Annotated in this window: 20 protein-coding genes; 8 read left to right on the top strand and 12 right to left on the bottom strand. The window is 66.2% G+C overall.

The genetic code is table 11. The annotated features are described in order from the left end of the window. Positions 1–130 precede the first annotated feature (130 nt). Positions 131–1213: a TerB family tellurite resistance protein gene (locus tag ACPEE1_RS17535; protein WP_260719034.1), complete on the bottom strand. Its 1083-nt coding sequence runs from the start codon at positions 1211–1213 to the stop codon at positions 131–133. A 98-nt stretch (positions 1214–1311) separates the two neighbouring features. Next, positions 1312–2103, bottom strand: a complete 792-nt coding sequence (locus tag ACPEE1_RS17540; protein ID WP_182345186.1) for an IclR family transcriptional regulator — start codon at positions 2101–2103, stop codon at positions 1312–1314. Positions 2104–2239: 136 nt separating this feature from the next. Between ACPEE1_RS17540 and ACPEE1_RS17545 the strand changes: the two genes are divergently transcribed. Genes ACPEE1_RS17545 through ACPEE1_RS17580 form a run of 8 tightly spaced genes read left to right on the top strand, consistent with a single transcriptional unit; the run spans position 2240 to position 10925 of the window. Beyond that, positions 2240–3322 (top strand): cyclase family protein, encoded by a 1083-nt coding sequence (locus ACPEE1_RS17545; protein WP_116924843.1) that lies wholly within the window; start codon positions 2240–2242, stop codon positions 3320–3322. A gap of 10 nt (positions 3323–3332) precedes the next feature. Further along, positions 3333–5030, top strand: a complete 1698-nt coding sequence (locus ACPEE1_RS17550; protein WP_423934142.1) for an AMP-binding protein — start codon at positions 3333–3335, stop codon at positions 5028–5030. Further along, positions 5027–6202, top strand: a complete 1176-nt coding sequence (locus tag ACPEE1_RS17555; protein WP_260719032.1) for an acyl-CoA dehydrogenase family protein — start codon at positions 5027–5029, stop codon at positions 6200–6202. Before ACPEE1_RS17550 ends, ACPEE1_RS17555 begins: the two co-directional genes overlap by 4 nt. Next, complete coding sequence (locus ACPEE1_RS17560; protein ID WP_182345182.1) at positions 6199–6936, top strand: SDR family oxidoreductase; 738 nt, start codon at positions 6199–6201, stop codon at positions 6934–6936. Before ACPEE1_RS17555 ends, ACPEE1_RS17560 begins: the two co-directional genes overlap by 4 nt. A 60-nt stretch (positions 6937–6996) precedes the next feature. Next, a complete protein-coding gene (locus ACPEE1_RS17565; protein ID WP_423934145.1) occupies positions 6997–8022 on the top strand; it encodes a Bug family tripartite tricarboxylate transporter substrate binding protein in 1026 nt (341 codons plus the stop codon). Positions 8023–8037: 15 nt separating this feature from the next. Then, complete coding sequence (locus ACPEE1_RS17570) at positions 8038–9270, top strand: ABC transporter substrate-binding protein (RefSeq protein ID WP_116924935.1); 1233 nt, start codon at positions 8038–8040, stop codon at positions 9268–9270. Between the two features lie 11 nt (positions 9271–9281). Further along, positions 9282–10445 (top strand): NADH:flavin oxidoreductase/NADH oxidase, encoded by a 1164-nt coding sequence (locus ACPEE1_RS17575; protein WP_423934148.1) that lies wholly within the window; start codon positions 9282–9284, stop codon positions 10443–10445. A gap of 42 nt (positions 10446–10487) precedes the next feature. Further along, entirely contained in the window at positions 10488–10925 is a 438-nt protein-coding gene (locus ACPEE1_RS17580) for a hypothetical protein (protein ID WP_116924837.1), read from the top strand. 5 nt (positions 10926–10930) lie between these two features. On the opposite strand, the gene ACPEE1_RS17585 is transcribed toward ACPEE1_RS17580, so the two are convergent. The 10 genes from ACPEE1_RS17585 to ACPEE1_RS17630 all read right to left on the bottom strand — a co-directional run bounded on the left by ACPEE1_RS17585 (position 10931) and on the right by ACPEE1_RS17630 (position 20093). Beyond that, a complete protein-coding gene (locus tag ACPEE1_RS17585; protein ID WP_423934151.1) occupies positions 10931–11419 on the bottom strand; it encodes a hypothetical protein in 489 nt (162 codons plus the stop codon). After that, positions 11388–12557, bottom strand: a complete 1170-nt coding sequence (locus ACPEE1_RS17590) for a TadE family protein (protein WP_423934154.1) — start codon at positions 12555–12557, stop codon at positions 11388–11390. The genes ACPEE1_RS17585 and ACPEE1_RS17590 overlap by 32 nt, the downstream gene beginning before the upstream one ends. Positions 12558–12569: 12 nt before the next feature. Beyond that, positions 12570–12878 carry a DUF192 domain-containing protein gene (locus tag ACPEE1_RS17595; protein WP_243419251.1) on the bottom strand — a complete coding sequence of 103 codons (309 nt, stop codon included), beginning with the start codon at positions 12876–12878 and terminating at the stop codon, positions 12570–12572. 11 nt (positions 12879–12889) lie between these two features. Next, the gene (locus ACPEE1_RS17600) at positions 12890–13777 is read right to left on the bottom strand and encodes a type II secretion system F family protein (protein ID WP_116924833.1); all 888 of its coding nucleotides are present in this window, start codon (positions 13775–13777) and stop codon (positions 12890–12892) included. Positions 13778–13780: 3 nt separating this feature from the next. After that, entirely contained in the window at positions 13781–14638 is an 858-nt protein-coding gene (locus tag ACPEE1_RS17605) for a type II secretion system F family protein (RefSeq protein WP_116924832.1), read from the bottom strand. After that, positions 14635–16302, bottom strand: coding sequence for an ATPase, T2SS/T4P/T4SS family (locus ACPEE1_RS17610; protein WP_423934158.1), 1668 nt, complete (start codon positions 16300–16302; stop codon positions 14635–14637). Before ACPEE1_RS17610 ends, ACPEE1_RS17605 begins: the two co-directional genes overlap by 4 nt. 30 nt (positions 16303–16332) lie before the next feature. Then, the gene (locus tag ACPEE1_RS17615) at positions 16333–17997 is read right to left on the bottom strand and encodes a type II and III secretion system protein family protein (protein WP_243419250.1); all 1665 of its coding nucleotides are present in this window, start codon (positions 17995–17997) and stop codon (positions 16333–16335) included. A gap of 87 nt (positions 17998–18084) precedes the next feature. After that, entirely contained in the window at positions 18085–19101 is a 1017-nt protein-coding gene (gene cpaB, locus ACPEE1_RS17620; protein ID WP_423934161.1) for a Flp pilus assembly protein CpaB, read from the bottom strand. Continuing rightward, entirely contained in the window at positions 19095–19244 is a 150-nt protein-coding gene (locus tag ACPEE1_RS17625) for a hypothetical protein (protein WP_232539555.1), read from the bottom strand. Before ACPEE1_RS17625 ends, cpaB begins: the two co-directional genes overlap by 7 nt. Positions 19245–19316: 72 nt before the next feature. Next, positions 19317–20093: a hypothetical protein gene (locus tag ACPEE1_RS17630; protein ID WP_423934165.1), complete on the bottom strand. Its 777-nt coding sequence runs from the start codon at positions 20091–20093 to the stop codon at positions 19317–19319. Between the last annotated feature and the right edge of the window lies 1 nt (position 20094).

Raw genomic sequence — 20094 nt, forward strand, 5'->3', positions numbered from 1 at the left:
TGGCGGGCTGGGCAGAACCCCATCGCAAAATCACCAAGCGACTATTCATGCATTTTGACAACCTTGCCGGTGTCGTCCTGCATTTATTCAAGCATTTGACCTACAGCGATAGTTACATTCAGAAATATCGCTACTGACCGCCACGCACCATCGACAGGATCTTGGCGGTGTTCAGGCCGCTCGCAGTCTCCTGCATCTGCGCCTGGTAGCGCGACTGCAGCTGGCGGCCATCCTGCATCACATGCTGGTAGGCGTTCTTCAGCATGTCAGTCGACAGCTGGCGCCCGCCGGCGTAGTACTGGTTGGCGACATGGCCCAGCGCATAGGTGGAGGCAAAGCTCATGCCGCTGCTGACGGCCTGCCGGCCCAGGCCGCCGAGCAGGCCTTTGCCGGCCTTGCCCAGCAGGCCACCCAGCAGCTTGCGCCCCGCCTGCTCCAGGTACTGCGAGGTCAAGCCGACACCCAGCGCGCCCAGCAGGTCCTTGATGTGGCCCTTGTCCAGCTCGTAGCCATAGTTCTGCCCGATCTGGTAGACCAGGCGCATCTGCAGCGGAATGATCGCCAGCGTCGAGAGGTTCTCGGGCAGCAGCTCGATCGCACCGTTGAGAACCGAGGCCTTGAGGATCTTCTGGTCCATCGCCTCCACCGACAAGCTCGAAGGCCGGCGCTCGGCCTGCGCCGGCACCAGCGGGTCGGCCGCTGCCGGATGGGGCGCGGGCTCCGTCAGCGCCAGCGGGGTGTCGGGCAAGGCGGCGTTCAATGGCGCATCGACCAGGTTGCCGGCCAGCGCCTGCGCAGGCGGCGTGGCCAACGCTGCCGCTGCAGCCATCCCCGTCGCGGCAGCCACTGCAGGCGCTGCGGTAGGACCGGGCGCGGTGGGCGCCTGCCCTGCCGTACCAAAAGCCTCGCGCAGTTGCGCCAAAAAGGCCGCTTCCTTGGGGCTGGTGCTGCCATCGGCTTCGCAGACGCACAGCGCCATCTCATAGGCGAGCTGGCGCGCCTCGGTGGTCTGCAGTTGGGCCAGCACATCGCCCAATTGCACACGGCGCAGCAGCACATCCTGGTAGAGGTGGGGCAGGTTGATCTGCTGGTCGGCCGCCAGGCCCTCGGCCACCTGGCGGATCTGCTCGCGCTCGCGCTCGTGCTTCTCGCCATCGGCGAACGAGGCGAGCAGGCACAGGGTCAAAGTGGCACGAATTTCTTCAGTCGTCATGTATCAGGGCTCCGCGTTAAAAGTGCACAAAAGAACGCACTTGGAGCCCAGGGCGCGGCCCAGGTTCCGCTCCCTGGCTTGCCAGCGGCCACTCTGCGCTACCGTCCTACGCGATCGCCGCCGCCCACCTGCGCAATACCCGCCTGGGCCAACTCCTCGCGCAGCACCTGCAGCGCCTGCGCCTGGTGCAGCGCATCCATCTGCGCGTCGTGGTTGGCCACGCTGATGGCGGCCATGTGCGCGCTATGGGCGGTCTGGAACTCGATCGCCAGCCCCACGCCGGTGGCGCCCGAGGTGAGCAGGTTGACGCTGAGCGCATGGCCGCGTTTGCGCGTCTGGCGCACCATGTCCATCAGCCGCTCCTGGCTGATGCCGGCGGCCTCGTAGTCCAGCCGGCGGCGCTGGTAGATCTGCTCCAGCTCGGCATCGCGCAGGCTGGCGGCCAGCGCCAGGCTGGCCGTGCCCTGGCCCAGCAGGCGGATCTGCCCGGTCATCAGGCTGTGGGCATGCAGCACCGTGCTGCCCGGCTGCACATGCAGGCAGTGGGCAAAGTCGCCCACGCGGATGATCAGAAACACCGTGTCGCCGCTGCGCCGGGCCACGCTGACCATCACCGGGTGACAGACCTCGAAGATGGGCGGCTTGGCCATCGCCGCCAGCCCCGTCAGCATGGCTTCGACCCCCAAGCGGTAGCGGCCTGTGACCGCATCCTTGGCCGCATAGCCAGACTGGGCCAGCACCATCAGCAAGCGCCGTGCGGTCGAGCGGTCCAGCCCCGACTGCGCGGTCAATTCCGCAATCGACAGGCCTTGCACATGGTGGCGCGTGAGCAGCCGCAGCACCTTGACCAAGCGCGCAGGGCTTTGCGCCCCGGGAAAACCTGAGTTCATATCGTGAACATCCGTGCTGCCAGCTTTTGCCATCCCGGCACATCCCGTCTCATAGTTGCTCGGTACCTCTTGAGGTGCGCACAAGCTACGGCAGATCGCCGCTGCGCGCTGTCTCCCCCGTTATCTGGAAAACCCTATGAACGCCTACCGCCCTGTACATGCCCCGCACCTTGCCCCAGTTGTCGGCAGCGCCGGCTCGCCGCGCTGGACCCAGCGCCCCGCGCAATCGAACTGGGGCGACTTTGGCCCCGATGACCAGCTCGGCCGCCTGAACTACCTGACGGCGGACAAGGTCAAAGAAGCGGCGCAGGAGATACAGACCGGCGAGCGCTTTTGCCTGAGCCTGCCGCTGGACAAGCCCGGCGGCAATGCGCTCAACCCGCGCCGCCACCCGCCGATCATCAAGCCCTCGCGCCGCCCGCTGGGCCCAGGCCTGAACTTTGCGCTCTCGCGTGAGAACCCGAACTACACCGATGTGGTCAGCGACGACTATGCCGAGATTTACCTGCAGTACTCGACGCAGTGGGATGCGCTCTCGCACGTGGGCAGCCATTTCGACATCAATGGCGATGGCGTCGACGAGCTGGTCTACTACAACGGCTTCCAGGCCGGTATCGACATTCTGGCGCCCGATGACCTGCCGGACATGGGCGGCCAGTCCCGCGCCAAGGCGCTGGGTGTGGAGCGCCTGGCCGAGCAGGCCATCCAGGGCCGGGGCGTGCTGGTCAACCTGCGCCGCCACTTTGGCGACGGCCACACGCTCGTCTCGGGCAAGATGCTCAAGGAGGTGCTCAAGGCCGATGGCATCGAGGTGACCCGTGGCGACATCGTCGCGCTCTACACCGGCTTTAGCGAGCTGCTGCTCGCCTGCGATGGCCCGCCGAAGTCCGATATGCCCGAGACCGTCGGCGCGGTGCTCGACGGGCGTGATCCCGAGCTGCAGCAGTGGATCATCGACAGCCACATCACCACCTTGGTGGCCGACAACTACGGCATCGAATCGGTGCCCGGCCGGCCCGTCGATGGCAACTGCGCCTTTTTGCCACTGCATGAGCTGTGCCTGTTCAAGCTCGGCATGCCGTTTGGCGAGCTGTGGTACCTGCACCCGCTGGCGCAGTGGCTGCAGGCCCATGGCCGCTACCGCTTCATGCTCACGGCCCCTGCGTTGCGCCTGCCCGGCGCCGTGGGCTCGCCCGTCACCCCCGTGGCCACCGTCTAAAGGCCGACCTATGACCTCCCAAACTATGGCCAGCGCGCCCCCCAGCGCGCGGGCCAACGATGTGCGCAGCCTGCTGGCGCTGGGCGCGGACGATGCGCCCGCGCTGCAGTTTGGCGCCAGCACCCACAGCTATGCCCAGCTGCGCAGCCAGGTGCAGCAATGCGCCCACGGCCTGCGCCAGCAAGGCCTGGTGGCCGGCGATGTGCTGGGCCTGTGGCTGCCCAACACGCCCCACTGGCTGCTGCTGCACCTGGCCTGCGCCCAGTTGGGCATCACCAGCTTGAGCCTCAACCTCAAGCTGGGCGTCAAGGAGATCAGCCGCTTTATCGACCGCTCCGGCTGCAAGGCGCTGGCCTTTGACCGAGCCACCGCCAATGCGCTGGCCGTGATGAATGGCGCAGCCGCGAGTGCTGCCAGCCTGCTGCCCGGCAATAGCCTGGAGCAAATTCTGGCGCAGCAAGGCGGCAGCCTGCAGTGCCTGGTCGATGCCAGCCTGAGCCCGGCTACCGCTGCCTCTGCCCCGCTGCAGGCCGGTGGCGGCGTGCTGCAGATCCAGCCCTGGCAGGCGCTGATGGCCGCAGCCGCAACAACGCCGCACAGCAGCAACTGCCAGGGCGCGCAGACCTGCATCATCCTGTCGTCCTCGGGCACCACCAGCCAGCCCAAGCTCATCGTGCACCGCCAGGCCAGCGTGGCCCAGCATGCACAGGATGTGGCACCCGGCTTTGGCATCGACAGCGGCTGCCGCAGCCTGCTGGCGCTGCCGCTGTGCGGGGCCTTTGGCTACACGGCGGCGATGGCCACCTTGGCAGCTGGCGCGTGCCTGGTGCTGCACGAGGTATTCGATACCGCACGTGCAGCGGCCTGCCTGCAGCGCGAGCCCATCACCCATATGTTTGGCACCAACGACATGGTCGACAAACTCATCGCCGAGCTGCCCTCGGGCTGGCAGCCGCAGGCGCTGCGCTTTTTTGGCCATGCCAATTTTGTGCCCGGGCTCGATGCGCTGCCCGCCCGTGCCTTGCAGTACGGCATACCGATGGTCGGCTGCTTTGGCATGAGCGAGACCTTTGCGCTGTTTGCCCACCAGGACCCGGCGGCGCCTCTGCCCCGGCGCGCCCAGTCCGGCGGTTTTCCGGTCTGCCCGCAGGCACGGGTGCGCGTGCGCAATCTGGAGACCGGCGCCATCGCCGAGGCGCAAGAGCCCGGTGAGCTGGAGTTCTACAGCCCCACCTTGATGCAGCAGTACCTGCACGACGCGCAGGCGACGCAGCAGGCCTTTACCGATGACGGCTTCCTGCGCTCGGGTGATCTGGGCTACCTCAATGGCGATGGCGGCTTCACGCATATCTCGCGCCTGGGCGATGTGCTGCGCATCGGCGGCTTTTTGGTCAACCCGGCCGAGATTGAGGAGTCGGTGATGGCGCTTTGCGGCGCCAGCGCATGCCAGGTGGTCGCGGTCAATGCCTCGGGCAGCTCGCGCCCGGTGGCCTTTGTGCTGGATCCCCGGGACAACGCCGACCAACGCTGGGACGAGGAGGCGATCAAGGCCCAGCTGCAGCAGCAGATTGCGCGCTACAAGGTGCCCATCCGTATCTTCCGGGTCGAGACCTTTCCCTACACCATGGGGCCCAATGGCAAGAAGGTCAAACGCAACGAGCTGCGCGACCTGGCCCACAGCCTGCTCGCCCAGGAGGCCAGCGCATGAAACACAGCTGGACCCTGGCCGAGACGCCATTTTTTGACGAGCGGCATGCCGAGGTCATCGCCCGGCTCAACGACTGGATCAGCCACAACCGTGCGCGCCTGGCCGATGAAACCCCGCACGACCTGCAGGCCGAATGCGCCCACTGGCTGCACAGCCTCGCCCAGCATGGCCTGCTGGAATATGCGGCGCCGGCAATGGCCGATGGTCTGCCGCCTGCGGTGGACCTGCGCGCCATCTGCCTGGTGCGCGAATGCCTGGGCTACTACGCGCCGCTGGCCGATTTTGTCTTCAGCATGCAGGGCATCGGCAGTGCTGCGCTATGGCAAAAGGGTGATGCGCAGCTGGTGGCGCCCTATGTGCAGGCCTGCAGCCAGGGCCGCAAGGTGGCAGCGTTTGCGCTGACCGAGCCCGATGGCGGCTCGGACGTGGCCGCTACCAAGACACGGGCGGTGCTGCAGGGCGACCACTACCTGCTCGATGGCGCCAAGTCCTATATCTCCAACGGCGGCATCGCCGACTTCTATGTGGTCATCGCCCGCACCGAAGAGGCCAGGGGCGCGAGCGGCCTGTCGGCCTTGCTGGTCGATGCCGACACCCCGGGCCTCCACATCCACCGCGCCATCGACATCATCGCGCCCCACCCGCTCGCCGAGATCCATTTTGACGCGTGCAAGGTGCCTGCGGGCCGCCTGCTTGGCCAGCCGGGCGAAGGCTTCAAGGTGGCGATGGGCGTGCTCGATATCTTCCGCAGCTCGGTGGGGGCCGCCGCGCTGGGCATGGGCCAGCGCGCGCTCGATGAGACCCTGGCGCGGGTCAGCCAGCGCCAGCTCTATGGCCAGGCGATGGCCGAGATGCAGACCGTGCAGCACAAGCTGGCCGATATGGCCACCCAGCTGGAAGCCGCACGCCTGCTGGTGCACAAGGCCGCCTGGCTGCGCGATGTGCGCCAGCGCCGCATCAGCACCGAGGCGGCGATGGCCAAGATGCAGGGCACCGAGGCCGCCTTCCAGGTGGTCGATGCCGCCGTGCAGCTGTGGGGCGGCATGGGCATCACCTGCGGCAGCGTGGTCGAGCGCCTCTACCGCGAAGTGCGCCCTATGCGCATCTACGAAGGTGCGACCGAAGTGCAAAAGACCATCATCGGTCGACAACTATTGAAAGGCCAGGCATGACAGACAGCTCCCGCCAACCCCGCGTATTGGTGACCGGCGCCAGCCGGGGCATTGGCCGCGCCACGATGCGCTACCTCGCCGACAAGGGCTACCAGACGATTGGCCTGGCCCGCAGCATCCCCGCCGACGCGCGGCCCGATGAGCAGTTCATCGCCTGTGACCTGATGGACCTGGAAGGCACGCGGGCGCTGGTCAGCGACCTGGCCGCGCAGGCGCCGTTCTATGGCCTGGTCAACAACGCGGCGCTCGCCCACACCACCGACCTGGCCCACACCAGCGTGGCCGACATGAACGAGGCCATGGCGCTGAACGTGAACGCCTGCCTGGTCTGCATGCAGGCGCTGCTGCCGGGCATGCGCCAGGCGCGCGCGGGCCGGGTCGTCAATATCTCCTCGCGCGCAGCGCTGGGCAAGCCCAACCGCACCGCCTACAGCGCCACCAAGGCCGCCGTCATCGGCATGAGCCGCACCTGGGCGCTGGAGCTGGCCCCGGACCAGATAACGGTCAATGTGATTGCCCCCGGGCCCGTCGCCACCGAGCTGTTCAAGACCGCCAGTCCGCCCGGCGCGCCGCAGACCGAGGCGTTGCTCGCCGCCGTGCCGCTACAGCGGGTGTCCGAGCCGGTGGAGATCGCCCATGCCATCGACTTCTTGCTGCACCCGCTGGCGGGCTACATCACCGGCCAGACCTTGCACATCGACGGAGGGCTCACGATCAGCGCAACCCGGCTATAGCTTTCTCAAAAGGGGCCTCTGGACACGGCAACACCACAAAAAGGACACGGAGACAATGCCATGAACGACCAACTTTCCCCAACCCAAACACCCGCCAACCGGGACCGGCGACGCTGGCTGCTGCGCAATGCAGCCTGGGGCGCAGCCAGCCTGCTGGCAGGCCAGCACGCCTGGGCGCAGAGCCCCTACCCGTCGCGCCCGGTGCGGTTGGTCGTGCCCTTTGCCGCCGGCGGCGCCACCGATGTGCTCGGCCGCCTGCTGGCCAAGGCGCTGGAGCCGGGCCTGGGCCAGCCGGTGGTGGTCGACAACAAGGTGGGCGCAGCCGGCGCCATCGGCGCGACCCAGGTGGCCCATGCCGAACCCGATGGCTACAACGTGCTGATGGGCGGCGTGGGCACCAATATCGTGCTCGAGCACACGATGCCCGACCTGGGCTACCGGCCGCAGCGCGACTTTGCGGCGGTGGCCTCGATCTGCAATGTGGACTATGTGCTCGTGGTGGCGCAAGACAGCCCCTACCAGACCCTGGGCGAGCTGCTGGCCGATGCGAAGAAGACACCGGGCAAGCTGCGCTATATGTCCACCGGGCCGCTGGGCCCGCTGCATGTGGCGATGGAGTACCTGGGCAAGCTCGTTGGCGCGCAAATGATCCATGCGCCCTACAAGGGCGAGGCCCCGGCCCTGCCGGACCTGCTGCAGCAGCGCGTGGACATGGGCATGATGACGGCGCTCTTTACCCGGCCGCAGGTGCAGTCGGGCAAGCTGCGCGTGCTGGCCACCTTGAGCGCGCAGCGCATGGCTTCCTGGCCCGAGATCCCCACCGTCGCCGAGCTGGGCTACCCCGGCTATGCCGCGCCGATCTGGAACGGCTTTTTTGTGCCGCGCAAGACCAGTGCCCAGGTTGTAGAGCGCCTGGGCCGCACCACCGTGGCCCAGCTGCAGGCGCCTGAGCTCAAGAACCTGCTGGAAAAGCAAGGCGTCTCGGTCACCGCCCAGGGCCCGGAGGCCTATGAAAAATTCTTGCAGGCCGAGCGCCTGCGCTGGCAGCACATGATCCGCGAATCCCAGGTACTGACAACAAGCTGAACAGGAGACACCACCATGCGTATTTCTCACCTCCCCGCGCTGCGCGCACCCGTCAAACCGCTGGGCCTGGCCGCAGCGCTGCTGTGCCTATCATTGAGCGCCATCGCGCAATCGGGCCCGCCGGTGCGCATCGGCCTGATCGTTGACCAGTCGGGCGTCTACTCGGCCATCACCGGCAAGGGCAGCATCACCGCTGCCCAGATGGCGCTCGATGAGGCCGGCGGCCAGGTGCTGGGCCGCAAGGTCGAGCTGCTGACCTTTGACCACCAGAGCAAGGCCGACTCGGCAGCGGCCAAGGCGCGCGAATGGTATGACAACGGCGTCGACGCGATCCAGGACGTGGGCGGCTCCGCGGCCGCGCTCGCGGTGCTCAACATCGCCAAGGAAAAAGGCAAGGTGCTGGTGATGAGCGGCCCGGCCAGCGACCGCATCACCGGTGACATGTGTGGCCCCACCGTCGCGCACTGGGCCTACAACTCGTACGCGCTGGCCAATACCGTGGGCAAGGCGGCGGCCGAGAAGATCGGCAAGCAGTGGTACTTTCTGACAGCCGACTACTCGGGCGGCTATGACATCGTCAAGGCCACCACCCAGGCCATTGCCACCGTGGGCGGCAAGGTGATCGGCGAGACCCGGCACCCGCTCAATGGCTCGGACTTTTCATCGGCCGTGGTGCAGGCCCAGGCCAGCAAGGCCGATGTGATCGGCCTGGCCAACTTCGGCAATGACCTGGTCAACTCGATCAAGGCTGCGCGCGAATTCGGCATCACCCCCGAGAGCAAGCAAAAGCTCGCCTCGCTGCTGATGTACATCAACGATGTGCATTCGGTGGGCCTGCGCACTGCGCAGGGCATGCTGCTGTCCGAGGCCTTCTACTGGGACATGAATGACGAGACGCGCGCGTTCTCGAAGAAGTACTTCGCCAAGGTCAACGCCATGCCCAATATGAGCCAGATGGGCGCCTACTCTTCGGTCAAGCACTACCTGAAGGCCGTGGAGGCGGCCGGCAGTACGGACGCCAAGGCGGTGATGGCCAAGATGCGCGAGATGCCCATCAACGATGTCTTCACCAAGAACGGGCGCCTGCGCGAGGACGGCATGATGGTGCACGACATGTACTTGTTCCAGGTCAAGTCGCCGCAGGAGTCCAAGGCACCTTGGGACTACTACAAGGTCATCAGCACGGTGCCGGCCGACAAGGCCTTCCTGCCGCTGTCCGAATCGGCCTGCCCGCTGGTCAAGAAGTAGGCGGCAGCACCATGGCCCACAGCGAAACCCAGAACCAGCTTTTCAGCCCACTGCAGCTGCGCGATGTGGTGATCAAGAACCGCATCGTCGCCGCCCCCATGTGGCAGTACCAGGGCCGCCACGGCCAGGTGCAGGACTGGCATCTGATGCACCTGGGGCGCCTGGCCGCCGGCGGCAGCGGCCTGGTGTTCCAGGAAGGCACCGGTGTGGAGCGGCGCGGCTGCGGCACCTTGGGAGATATAGGGCTGTGGCAGGACGACATGGTCGCGCCCTTGCAGCGCATTGTGCAGCTGATGCGCGACTGCGGCACCACACCGGGCATCCAGCTGATGCATGCCGGCCGAAAGGCCCGGCAACTGACACCCGCACAGGGCCGGGGGCCCCTGCCCTACCAGCCGGACATCGCCGACTGGGATGCCTGGATGCCGATGGGCCCAAGCGCCATCCCGGCGGGCAAGGGCCTCGAAACGCCGCTGCCCATGTCGCTGCAGCAGATCCAGCAGGTGGTGGAGGCCTTTGCCGCTGCGGCCCGCCGCGCCGCGCAGGCGGGCTACCAGGTGCTGGAGCTGCATGCCGGCCATGGCTACCTGCTGCACAGCTTTCTGTCACCGCTGGCCAACCAGCGCGGCGATGCCTGGGGCGGCAGCCTGGACAACCGCTGCCGGCTGCTGCTGACCGTCGTCGATGCGGTGCGCGCCGTGTGGCCAGCAGCCCTGCCCCTCTTTGTGCGCCTGTCTTGCACCGACGGCGCGCCCGGGGGCTGGACGCTGGAGGACAGCATCGCGCTGGTCAAACGCCTGCTGCCGCTGGGTGTCGATGTGATCGACTGCTCCTCGGGCGGCATTGCCGGCTCGCCGCTGCGCAGCGGCCAATCTGCCAGCTATGGCTACCAGGTCGAACTGGCATCGGCCATCCAGGCTGCCACCGGCGCGCGCACGATGGCCGTGGGCCTGATCGTGCATGCGCAGCAGGCCGAGGCCATTTTGCGCAACGGCCATGCGGACCTGGTGGCGCTGGCACGTGAGCTGATTTACAACCCGAACTGGCCGATGGATGCGGCGCAAAAGCTGCAGGATGCGCAGGACTTCCAGATGCTGACAAAGAACGAGGCATTCTGGCTGGAGCGGCGCAAGGCGACCACACCAGATCTGCAGCCCTCCACCTTTGTGCGCTGAGGGTGTTGGCGGCGCCGGCTTGCGCAATGCCACAATGCGTCGATGCGCCTGTCCTCCACCGCCCTCCCCTTGGCATTGCTTGCGCTACTGGCCAGCGCCGGTTGCAAGCAAATCCCCTACGCGCCGCTGCCCGCCCCGCCGACCGGCATCCGCTATGAGCCCGGCGCCAACAGCGCCGGCATTGCGCGCATGTCGGAATCTGAGCTGCTGCGCCAAAAGCGCCTGGCGCAGGCGGGCGACAAGCGCGCCGCCCTCAATGTCTACCAGCACCTGCGCTCCGTAAACAACGATGACGCCCAGGCGCGGGACTGGCTGGTGCTGGCCGCAGATCTGGGCGATGGCGCCGCCGCCTACAACCTGGCGCAAATCGCCATCTACACCCATGACGCTGCCGGCGCACGGTTCTGGGCCCAACGGTCCAAGGCGGCGGGCTATGCGAACGCGGGCGCGCTGCTGCAATCGCTGGAGGAGCAAGACTAATGCGCTCAGCGGCTTGCTACCGGCGGCAGCCGGGCCAGCTCGGCCGTGAGGGCCCGCACATCGGCCAGCGCACGGCTCTTGTCTGCCGGTGCCGCACTGCCGGCTGAACCGCCCAGCGCCTGCGAGAAGCCCTGCAGCACCTGCTGGGCCTTTTTCAGCTCGGTCTCCAGGATCAGGCGGCGCTCGTCCTGGCCAAAATCTGCGCCTTCACGCGGGCGCGGGCCTTGCGACGGGGTGAGCGCTGGGGCGGGTGCGGATGCGGCCGTGCGCAAGGTGCGGCGTGCTGGCGGTGCAGCGGCGGCAGCGGCCTTGCAGCCGGATCCGGCGGCAGCGGCCCCCCCCAGAATGTATTCAACGCCCTCGCTCTTGCACACCGTCTGCGCCCAGGCCGGGGCGGCGCCCAGCACGGCGGTCAGCGCAGCTACCAGCAGCAGCGCCGCCGCAGCAGCAGCCAGGGACCTATCAAGGCGCCGCATCGAATGGATTGGGAACATTCTCCACCCCCATCGGATTGGCCCAGATCGCGGGGCAAAAAGCATTGCGCAGGCCCACCACATCCTTGAGGCCATCCATGGCTGCATTGCCCACATGGGCGGTCACCCACTGCGCTCCGTTGCGGATATTACCGACCAGATCCGGCACCAGGGTGGCGTAGTCGCCCAGCCCACTGTTGCCGTCGGCCACGTCCCATTTGAAGCTGGCATTGAGGTCCGAGGTATCGCGCGCCGGCCCAAAGGCATAGAACGGATGCCAGTACAGCGAGGACTGCATGCCCACCGAGGCTTCCTGCGTGAGCGGAAAGCGGTCGCTCGCCAGAAAGAAGGCATCGATGGCCGAGAGGTCAGTGGCTTCGGCACCGAGCACATCGTCGCCGGTGGTCAGCACCGAGCCGATGTGCTTGGAGACATAGCGGTAGCCCTGCATGGCCTTGATGATGATGGGCCCGGCAATCGGCACGCTGAGCTTGTAGCCATAGTGCACGCGCAGGTGCAGGATATTGGTCTCGCCCAAGGTCTTGTTGGAGACCGCGCCGCGCAGCCGCGTGTCTTCCAGGTTCGGGGTGTCGCCGTTGTAGGTGTCGGTGGCACCCATGCGGGCATCGCGCTCATAGGGCAGCGGCTTGCGGTAGCGCAGGCTGTCGTTGGGGATGCGCACGATGCCGCGCGACTCGCCATAGTTCTCCACCATGGCCCAGTCCAAAAAGGTGTTCTGCGTGGGGTTGACGTACTCGATACAGCTGCCCTGGATCAGGTCGGTGTTGGTATTGACCCAGCCCTTGAGCAGGCCAGAGACGCTGGACTCTGCCACATAGAGCGGCATCATGCCACGCACAAAGCCCTGCCAGACGCTGCCCTTGGTGAGCGCCGATTTGACATTGCCCAGGCTCACATCGGCCAGCATGCCCTTCTTGGCCAGCGGAATGCGCAGGTCATAGGGCAGCGGCAGCGCATTGTTGAGCGAGCCCACGCGCGCGGCCTCGTTGGCGGCGTACCGCAAGGTGAGCCTGGCGCGGTAGATCAGCGCAAACTGGATCAGCGACAGCGTGAACACCAGTACCACCGGCAGCGCGATCAAGGTCTCGGTCATCGACACCCCGCGTTGCCGCGCTGGCTTGGCTTTCTTCAAGAACATGGCAAAGCTCCTTCAACACAGTTGCAGCCGCTGGCCCGGCGCCAGGCCCAGGCGCGCGGCCTCGCCGCTGCGCAGCTCCAGCACGCGCTTGGCACCCCGGCACCAGGCCATGCGCCAAGGCGCCAGGCCCGCGCTGATGCGCAGCACCTGCTGCTGCGCATCGACAAACACCACATCGATCGCATAGCGCATGAAGCAGGTGTGCACGGCCGCGCAGCGGTCGAACACCAGCGCCTCGCCGCTGGCCGGTGGCGGGCGAAAAATGAGGCCAAAGGCGCGCTCGGAAAAGCGCCGGGCCAGCTGTACTTTGACTGCGGGCATGCCCGGCCCTTTCATTTCAAGGTCTGGTACATCTGCACCGCGAGTGGAAAAAAGATCACCATGAAGGTGACCGGAAAGATAAAGATCACCAGTGGGCCGAGCATCTTCACGGGCGCTTCCATCGCCAGCTTCTCGGCATGCTGGAAGCGCTCGGTACGGCGCTGCTCGGAGATGGCGACCAGGGTATCGGTGACGCTGGCACCCAGCGATTCGGCCTGCGTAAGGTTGGAGACCAGGCCGCGCACATGCTTGTTGTCCATGCGCTCGGCCATGGCGTTGAAGGCATCCATACGGCTCATGCCGGTGCGCATCTCGCGCAGCAGGCGCTCAAGCTCCTCATGCATCGCACCGCTGGGGCCTTTTTGCACCGCCTGCGAGATCGCGGCCGTCAAACCCAGCCCCGCCTGGCAGCACAGGGTGATCAGGTCGAGGTAGCCGGGCAAGGTGCGCAGCACTTCCTTGTCGCGGCGCTTCTTGCGGTCATTGACCCAGATCGCCGGCAGCATCCAGCCCAGCAGCAGGCCTGCCAGGCAGGCCAGGCGCACCCACTGGCCATCGATCTTCAGCGCCATCGCAGCGCCGGTGAAGGCCAGCCCCACCAATGCCATCGAGATCACACGCACGGCGATGATCTCCTCGGCCTTGAGTACATACTCCAGGCCAGCCAGCTGCAGCTTGCGCTTCCAGCGCAGCAGGCTGGAGGTGGGCGCAATCTCCGAGACATGGAACTGCAGCACGTTGACCGCTGGCCAGATGAGGCGAATGCCCCAGGGCAGCGGGTCCATGTGCTCGCGCACCGATGGCCGGGCCTTGCGCACGATGGCGACGAAGTACAGCAAGATGATGCCGGCCATCACAGCGGATAGAAAAATGGCGGCAAGCAGAATGGCGTTTTTCATGGCTCAGATGTCGATGGCGACAATTTTCTTGATGGACATATAGCCCAAGGTGAGCATCACGACCATCACGGCCAGCACCCCCCAGCCGATGGGCGTGACAAACAGCAGGTGCATGGTCGGCTGCATCAGGTACAGAATGCCGCCCAGCACCACCGGGAACATGGTCATCACCAGGCCCTGGATGCGGCCCTGGGCCGTGAGCGCCTTGATGCGTCCCTCCAGCATCGCTTTCTTGCGCAGGGTCTCGGCCAGCAGCTGCAGGGGCTCCGACAGGTTGCCGCCCACTTCCTTGGCCACGCGCAAGGCCACCACCACCAGCAGAAAATCCGGAATCTGGATGCGCCGCGACATGTTCTGCACCGCGTCGTCAAACGACAGGCCAATGCGCTGCTCCTTGAGCACGATCGCGAACTCATCGCCCAGCGGGCCTTTTTGGTCACGCACCAGAATCTGCAGCGCCACCGACAGCGCACTGCCTGCGCGCAATGCGCTGGCAATGAAGAGCAAGGCGTCGGGCAGCTCGGCCTCGATGCGCTCGCGCCGCTTCTTGCGCTGCCAGGCAAACCAGCGCGCTGGCAGAAAGTACACGGCGCCGCAGACCACCACCACCAGCAACCAGTTGCGCGCAATCAGGTAGGTGATGATGCCGGCCACGACCACCATGGCCACATGGCCGGTCGCCAGGGTCAGCGCCTTTTGCGCATGGAACTCCGAGATGCCCAGAATCCGGAGGCCACGGCCGCGCAGGTAGACATTGGACTTGTCGCGCCACTCCCCCATGCGGCTGTAGACCAGCCAGCCCGAGAGCACCACAAAGCCGGCGGCGGCCAGCAAAAAGCCGAGGAACTGCCAGTTCTTCATGCCGGCTCTCCCTGGAAGAACAATTCCTCCATGTTCACCGGCACGCCGTGCTCAACCAGCTTGGCAACAAAGTCCGGGATCACCCCGGTCGCCTCAAAGCGGCCCTGGGTGCGGAACTCGGCATCCAGCCCGGTCTTGCGGAAGACAAAAATATCCTGCATCTGGATCACGCCATCGGTGCAGTTGAGCACCTCGGTGATCTGGGTGATCTTGCGGCTGCCGCAGGGAAAGCGGGTGAGCTGCACCATCAGGTGGATGGCCGAGGCGATCTGCTCGCGGATCGCGGTAACAGGGATGTTCATGCCCGCCATGGTCACCAGCACCTCCATACGGGCTGCCGCATCGCGCGGCGAGTTCGCGTGCAAGGTGGTGAGCGAGCCATCGTGGCCGGTGTTCATCGCCTGCAGCATGTCCAGCGCCTCGCCGCTTCGGCACTCACCGACGACGATGCGGTCCGGGCGCATCCGCAGCGAGTTCTTGACCAGGTCGCGGATCGACACCGCGCCCTTGCCTTCGACGTTGGCCGGGCGTGCTTCGAGCGATACCAGGTTGGTCTGGTTCAGCGAGAGTTCGGCGGCATCCTCCACCGTCAGGATGCGCTCGTCGTTGGGGATGAAGTTGGACATCATGTTCAGCAAGGTGGTCTTGCCGGTGCCGGTACCGCCCGAGACCACGATGTTGAGCTTGTTCTCGACCGCCAGCTGCAGGAAATCGACCATGGCCTGCGAGATCGACTGGTACTGCACCATGCCCTCGGCGCCCATGCGCTTCTTCGGAAACTTACGGATGGTGATGCTGGGGCCGCGAATCGCCAGCGGCGGGATGATGGCGTTCACCCGCGAGCCGTCTTTGAGGCGTGCATCGACCATTGGCGAGCTCTCGTCAATACGCCGGCCCAGCGGCGTCACGATGCGCTCGATGGCGCCATTGACCGCCAGATCGCTGGTGAAGGACACATCGGTGCGCTCCAGCCGGCCGCGCCGCTCGATCCAGATCTCGTCAAAACGGTTGACCATCACTTCGGTCACCGAATCGTCCTGCAGCAGCACTTCCAGTGGGCCCAGGCCAATGGCTTCGTCGAGCAGCTGCTGGCTCAGCTCGGCGCGGTCAATGGTCTCGGGCAGGTTGGGCGTGTCGCGGATGATCTCGGCAATCAGCGCGCGCACGTTGGAGCGCAGCTCATCGTCCTTCATCTTGATGGTGTCGATGCGGCGCGCTTCCAATTGCTCGAGCAACTGGCGGTGCAGCAGGCGGCGCCACTGCAGCATCGGGTCCTCGGGGCGCGGCTCGTTGCGCGTGGGGCGTTGGTGCTCCAGCGCGGGCTGCGCTGTCTGGCCCGGGCTGTGCGCTTCTTCGCGCTGCCCGCCCAGTTTGTCATCGAGCACAACGATGATCGAATGCCCGCCGACCACCACTTCCTCGCCCCCTCGGCAGGGGCCATAGCGGGTCACGCGCTCGTTGTTGACCCAGGTGCCAAACAGGCTCCCCCGGTCTTCGATGAAGACGTCGCCGTCATGCAGCATCACCACCGCATGGTCGCGCGCCACGTTCCAGCCGGTCAGGTGCAAGGAGCGGTCGCTGGATTTGCCGATGGTGAAGGTCTCGGCGCCGAGCTCGAACTCCTGCGCCTTCTGCCGGGGCGAATTGACTAGTAACTTATGCACGGTCTTCTCCGGGATCAGCGGCCGCAGCCATCAGTTGTGCGAATAGCTCTCGGGGTCCAGACCCCGCTCGGGCAGGGGCGGCTCGGCCTTTTTGGAGTTGCGGTAGAGGTCTTCGGTCAGGTCGGTAAAGCCGTTGGAGATCTGCTCTTCCATCTGCTGCGTGCGCTCCAGGCGGGGGCGCGAATCGCGCGCGGTCACCACACGCGGGGTGATGAACACCACGGTCTCGATCTGGGTGTCGCTGTCGTTGTTGTTCTTGAAGGCCCAGCCCAGTACCGGCACATTGCGCAGGCCCGGCAGGCCATCAGTGGCGCGCGAGGACTGGCGGCTGAGCAGGCCCGAGAGGATGATGGTGTCGCCGTCATCGACATTGAACTCGCTCTCGGTGCGGCGCGTCAGCAGCCCCGGGATGCCATCGACCGAGACCGACTGGTCGATGTTGCTGACCTCGGCCAGGATCGAGCCGGAGATATTGCCCGCGCCATCGGCCATCGGCTTGACATGCAGGCGCAGGCCATAGGGCTTGTAGTTGACCGATCCGGTGCCCAGCGCGCTCATCGCGGGCAAGGGGATTTCACCGCCCGAGAGGAAGCGCGCTTCGCCCCCGCTGCGGGTGGTGAGCTTGGGCGATGCCAACAGCATCGCATTGCCGCGCTGCACCTGCAAGTTGATGGCCGAGGTCAGCGCCGTGCTCAGGCCAAAGTAGTAGCGCGCCTTGCGCCGGCGCTGGTCCAAAAAGCCCTGGCCGTAGCCGCTGTCCATGTTCAGAAAGGGCGAGTTCTCCGGCAGGATGCGGTAGCCGCCGTTGGAGGCGATATCGGAGAACAGGCCAAAGTTGAAGCCACCACCCGTGGTGTCCCACTTCATGCCCAGGTCGTCCAGCGCCGAGCGCGAGAACTCGACAATGCGCACATCCATCTCGATCATGCGGTCCACACGCAGGCGCTCGGAGGTGGCGAAGGACACCACGGCCGGGCCGTACATGCGCGCAATCTCCCGCAGCCGCGAGACCGCCGCCGGGTCAAGGTTGGCGCCATCAAGGATGATCTTCTCGCCCACGCGGGAGACGCTCACACCGGTGATACCGGCGGTCAGCATCGATATCTCACTTTCGATGCGGTCCAGATCGACCACATTGACGCGCGCCTTGAGGCTGCTGACCTGGCCGTCCTTGCGCCAGATATGGACCGTGCTTTCGCCGGCGTCCAGCGCCGTCAGCAGCAGGCTCTTCTGGTCCACCACCCGCGCCTCCATCACCTTGCCGTTGCCGACGGCCACCCGCACGACGTCGCGCAGCTCGATCAAGGTCATCTGCCCCACATAGAGCGACAGCGACGTGGGCAGGTGCTTGATGACCAAGGGCTGCACACCGCCGATGCCCGATACATCAGAGGCGGGCTGGGTGTTGACGCTGACAGTGGGCAAGGTGCGAAAGCCCGGCGATGCGGAAGGCGCCGCGCCCCCCTCGGTATCGCGGGCGAAATCACTGCCATCGCCGTCACGCTGCTCGGCCTCGGCCTGCAGCGACGCGCGCTGCGCGGCGCGAAGCATATCGCCCAGTGCGCCGCCCGCAGTGGGCGAGCTGGTGCCCGTGGAGGCCTGCGCGGCCAGCAACGGGGCCATGGGCAAGGCCAGGGCGAGCGCAACGCAGGCCCTTGCCCCCAAGGTCGGGACGGCTGGGCGGGGACGAGGCATACAGATCATCGAGGAATTCATGGTCTACCAACTCTATGGAGCGAATGGCGCAGCGTGGCCGGGGAGGAATGCAGGACGGGGTGGGAATCAGTAGGAGCCGGTGACGGCAGGCGCCTGGGGCGCGGGCACCGTAGCGCCAGGCACGGCCGCGGCGCCCAGCAAGGCCGCCAGCGGGGTTTGCATCTGGGTCTTGACCCCGCCACCGCCCACGATGTACTCGACCATCGCCGGTGCGCGGGTGGGCGCTGCGCGCACCACGGGTTGCCGGGGACGGAAGCTGTCGATATAGCTGGCCAGCTGCTGGGCGTTGGTGCCGGTGTCGAGCTTCTGGCGGTCATCGGCATTGCGCAGTGCTGCGACGATCTTGCCGAGCTTTTGCGCCAGGATGAGGCGCTGGGCATCGACGGGCGGCAGCCCCACGGTCACCGTGGTGTAGCTGCGCTGTCGGTAGGGATCGACGGTGTTGGCAATGTCGGGGCGCTTGCGCAGCTCGGAGAACTGCTCGGAGGTGATCTGGCCGGTGGCACGCACGACCACGTCCTGCAACAGCGGCACGACGATGGCGTCTTCGGCCTGGGTGCCGCCATCCTTGTCGGCGATGAACAGAAAGTCGATATGGTCGCCCGCGCGCAGCATGCCCGAGATGGTGCTGACCTCATCGACCGGAATGGTCACGGCGCGCACGCCCGCTTCGAGCTCTTCGGAGAACAGCTTGCGTGGCGTGACAAAAAAGTTGGCCAGCAACGGCTTGCCGGCACTGATGTCCACCGACAGCTGGCGGCCCAGAAAGCCGTCGATCATGTCCGGCGTCAGCACATCGGCATGCACATAGGCCGAGGGCACGCTGCGCTTGGCCACCATCTCGGGCAAGAGCGCGGTGCCGGCGGGAATGTTCTGGATCGGCACCACCACATCGGTGCGCAGTCGCTCGGCTTCGGACTCCAGGTTGGCCTGAATCTCGGCCTCGGAGGTCTTGAGGTAGTACCAGCCCAGGCCCGCGGCCACCACACCCAGGGTGATGGCGGCGATCAGCGGGGCGGCACGGCGCGAGCCATTGGCCAGCCGTGAGAAACGATTCGGTTTGGGAGAGTTTGGGGTCACCATGGCAAAGAGATCGTGTAGGAATAGGAAGCCCAGGCTGCGCGAAAGGCATCAATCAGCAGCTGAAACAAAGACTTGTCGGCACCCGGCATCGGTGCAAAAAAAACGGCGGCCAGCACGCCGGCAACGATCACGTACTCGGTCATGATCTGCCCGGATTGCCGGCTGGCGCGAGGAACAGGGGTGAGGTGCTTGGGTATCGGCATAGAGGGACGCGGCTAGGCCTGCGGCAAGGTGTTGCTGATGACGATGGAGCAACCCACGCCGTTGTGGGCGATGGCGATCACCGCCTCCTGCCCGCCACGCCGGAGCACCACCTGGGCGCGCGTGCCGCCCTTGATGGTCTTGCGGCTCAGCACCGTCCAGCCCGCCACCAGCGCCTGCTCGCGGATGTAGAGCTCATTGGCCTCGACGCTCAAGGTATTGCCCCAGACACTGGTGCGGTTGACCCGGTCTGCATCGAACGAAAAGGTGTCGGAGAACTCATCGCTGCCGATCGGCACGGCCAGGTGGCTGCGGCGCTGCAGCTGGTCGCTGACCAGTTGCGGCACCGCGCCGTGCAGCCAGGCCGAGGAGATGCGCACCTGCTGCTTGCCGCTGGGCAGGGGCCGGAACTCCACCGTGATGCGGAAATTACCGTCACGCGCGCCGAGGATCGGAATGCCGTCGAGCGTGGTCTCTGAAAAATCGGCCTTGCCGCCCAGCCATTCCTGGTAGAAGCGCTGGGCCTTACGGGTGTCGCCATCGACATCGAAGGCCTGGATCTGCATCGGAATCTTGTTCTGCACGATCAGCTCGGCCACCCAGTAGGGCGACAGGTTCTTCTCGGGGAACAGGATGGCCGGCCAGGCAATGGCGCTGGCGGGTGCAGCGCGCGCTGCCAGCGGCATCGCGGCAGCCAGCGCGGTCAACAGCAACCAGGCCAATGGGCCCCACAGCCCTGCTGGCCGGCGGGCTGCCAGCGCTCCCCGTGTGCGCCGGTGCAACAGCATCATC

The sequence above is a fragment of the Comamonas sp. 23 genome, from assembly GCF_049601575.1.
In the GTDB taxonomy this organism is placed as follows: Bacteria; Pseudomonadota; Gammaproteobacteria; order Burkholderiales; family Burkholderiaceae_C; genus Comamonas; species Comamonas squillarum.

Excerpts from the sequence above, each read along its gene's own strand:
- ACPEE1_RS17535 (WP_260719034.1), bottom strand. The coding sequence starts at position 1,213 with ATGACGACTGAAGAAATTCGTGCCACTTTGACCCTGTGCCTGCTCGCC.
- ACPEE1_RS17540 (WP_182345186.1), bottom strand. The coding sequence starts at position 2,103 with ATGAACTCAGGTTTTCCCGGGGCGCAAAGCCCTGCGCGCTTGGTCAAG.
- ACPEE1_RS17545 (WP_116924843.1), top strand. The coding sequence starts at position 2,240 with ATGAACGCCTACCGCCCTGTACATGCCCCGCACCTTGCCCCAGTTGTC.
- ACPEE1_RS17550 (WP_423934142.1), top strand. The coding sequence starts at position 3,333 with ATGACCTCCCAAACTATGGCCAGCGCGCCCCCCAGCGCGCGGGCCAAC.
- ACPEE1_RS17555 (WP_260719032.1), top strand. The coding sequence starts at position 5,027 with ATGAAACACAGCTGGACCCTGGCCGAGACGCCATTTTTTGACGAGCGG.
- ACPEE1_RS17560 (WP_182345182.1), top strand. The coding sequence starts at position 6,199 with ATGACAGACAGCTCCCGCCAACCCCGCGTATTGGTGACCGGCGCCAGC.
- ACPEE1_RS17565 (WP_423934145.1), top strand. The coding sequence starts at position 6,997 with ATGAACGACCAACTTTCCCCAACCCAAACACCCGCCAACCGGGACCGG.
- ACPEE1_RS17570 (WP_116924935.1), top strand. The coding sequence starts at position 8,038 with ATGCGTATTTCTCACCTCCCCGCGCTGCGCGCACCCGTCAAACCGCTG.
- ACPEE1_RS17575 (WP_423934148.1), top strand. The coding sequence starts at position 9,282 with ATGGCCCACAGCGAAACCCAGAACCAGCTTTTCAGCCCACTGCAGCTG.
- ACPEE1_RS17580 (WP_116924837.1), top strand. The coding sequence starts at position 10,488 with ATGCGCCTGTCCTCCACCGCCCTCCCCTTGGCATTGCTTGCGCTACTG.
- ACPEE1_RS17585 (WP_423934151.1), bottom strand. The coding sequence starts at position 11,419 with ATGTTCCCAATCCATTCGATGCGGCGCCTTGATAGGTCCCTGGCTGCT.
- ACPEE1_RS17590 (WP_423934154.1), bottom strand. The coding sequence starts at position 12,557 with ATGTTCTTGAAGAAAGCCAAGCCAGCGCGGCAACGCGGGGTGTCGATG.
- ACPEE1_RS17595 (WP_243419251.1), bottom strand. The coding sequence starts at position 12,878 with ATGCCCGCAGTCAAAGTACAGCTGGCCCGGCGCTTTTCCGAGCGCGCC.
- ACPEE1_RS17600 (WP_116924833.1), bottom strand. The coding sequence starts at position 13,777 with ATGAAAAACGCCATTCTGCTTGCCGCCATTTTTCTATCCGCTGTGATG.
- ACPEE1_RS17605 (WP_116924832.1), bottom strand. The coding sequence starts at position 14,638 with ATGAAGAACTGGCAGTTCCTCGGCTTTTTGCTGGCCGCCGCCGGCTTT.
- ACPEE1_RS17615 (WP_243419250.1), bottom strand. The coding sequence starts at position 17,997 with ATGCCTCGTCCCCGCCCAGCCGTCCCGACCTTGGGGGCAAGGGCCTGC.
- cpaB (WP_423934161.1), bottom strand. The coding sequence starts at position 19,101 with ATGGTGACCCCAAACTCTCCCAAACCGAATCGTTTCTCACGGCTGGCC.
- ACPEE1_RS17625 (WP_232539555.1), bottom strand. The coding sequence starts at position 19,244 with ATGACCGAGTACGTGATCGTTGCCGGCGTGCTGGCCGCCGTTTTTTTT.
- ACPEE1_RS17630 (WP_423934165.1), bottom strand. The coding sequence starts at position 20,093 with ATGATGCTGTTGCACCGGCGCACACGGGGAGCGCTGGCAGCCCGCCGG.